Annotated in this window: 1 protein-coding gene and 1 pseudogene; both read left to right on the forward strand. The window is 37.4% G+C overall.

The genetic code is table 11. The features are described 5' to 3' along the window. Positions 1 to 1,077: pseudogene (locus QJV33_RS11890) on the forward strand (hypothetical protein); the annotation flags it as partial. A 10-nt stretch (positions 1,078 to 1,087) separates the two neighbouring features. Then, positions 1,088 to 1,402, forward strand: a complete 315-nt coding sequence (locus QJV33_RS11895; protein WP_281463619.1) for a hypothetical protein — start codon at positions 1,088 to 1,090, stop codon at positions 1,400 to 1,402. The last annotated feature ends 96 nt before the right edge of the window (positions 1,403 to 1,498 follow it).

Below are 1,498 nucleotides of genomic sequence, written 5' to 3' on the forward strand. Positions count from 1 at the left end.
CACATGGATAACAAGTTTAACGCCGATAAACTTGCCAACCAACTGCAAAACAGCCAACTTGGCATGCAGCTCGTCGGCGAAGTCATGGGACAAATCTCTGATGCGTTACATAATAGTGGTATCAATGGTTTTGACGAAACGAATGTTAAGAATGATATTGGTCGTATCATCCTCGAAGCCGCTGGCTCCGCCGCTGTTGCTGGTGTTACTGGCGGAAACGTCGGTGCCGCAACGGGAAGTTCTATTGCTGGTACCGCATCGGTTGCAGCGATGGGACAATTTATTGCGGATAATGCAGTATCTTTAGCAGGTGGTGATGAAGAGGCCGCTAAAATCCTAACCAATCTTGGTATGAATATTGTTGCAGGTGGGGCAAGTGCAGCGGCAGGGGCGGCTGTTGATGGTGGTTCTGGTGCGTTTAATGGTGTTAGTATAGGTTCTGCCCTTCAACAATATAATGCTGCTGGAGGGAGACTTGTAGAAAAACTGGTTGAAGGTGCATTAAAAGCCGCTCAAAAAGCTGCACAATTATCAGGAAATAAAACGCTTATTAATCTGACAAAAGATATTAACAAGATTGATGATGTTATAGAAACCATTGAACATAGTGCCGTTGGTAAAAAAATACAGGAAGGCAGCGACGCTATTTTAGATACAGAATCTAAGGCGGCAGATAAAATCAAAGATGTGGTCACAGGTGAAAAAACATCGAATGCTTCTCCTGAATTAACAGCAGAACAACAGCAGGCAATTGAAAACGCTGAAAATGCGCCTTCTTCAGCTAACCCCAAAAAAGGGCAGGTTGACCACCCAAGAGACTTACAGGAGCAGATATTTTGGGATGAAGTAAAGAATAATCCAGAAAATCCTCCAGAGGCTGAAGCCTTACCAAATATGAATAGAGATCCTAATTTTCTTTCAGAAAATGGCTTTCAAAAAATGCAAGCTAATTATAAAGGTGCAAATGGAGAAGTTGTTACTATTCATTATCAATTTAATAGGTTTACTGGAAAAGCATATGATATGAAAATAACTTCGCCTCAAAATAGATGGAACCCTTCCACAACAATTAAGTAAGGAATAAAAAATGAAAATTAAAGATTCACGTAACAATATTATCGATGTAGTCGCAATTTATTGGTACAAAGAAAGAACAGTGTTTTTAAGTATTCCTAAAAACTATGGTGGTTTAATGGTATTTAATTCCAATAATGTAGAAATTATTGATCCTGTGATGAATTTTAGAACTATATACTTCGACAATGATATGCATGGTATATATCATTGGGCATTAATAGAAGAAGATTTATTAGATGAAGTTATAGATCATGACCCTAAATCATTTAATCGTTTTATTAAAATATTAAAATCTGAAGGGGTTTTATCAGAGGATTTTATATAAAATATTAGGTAATTATTCATATAGTTTAATTTCAAGTGATTAGACAACAAGTTTGACGCCGATAAACTTTCCAACCAACTACAAAACAGCCAACTT

The organism is Commensalibacter nepenthis (assembly GCF_029953305.1).
GTDB lineage: Bacteria > Pseudomonadota > Alphaproteobacteria > Acetobacterales > Acetobacteraceae > Commensalibacter > Commensalibacter nepenthis.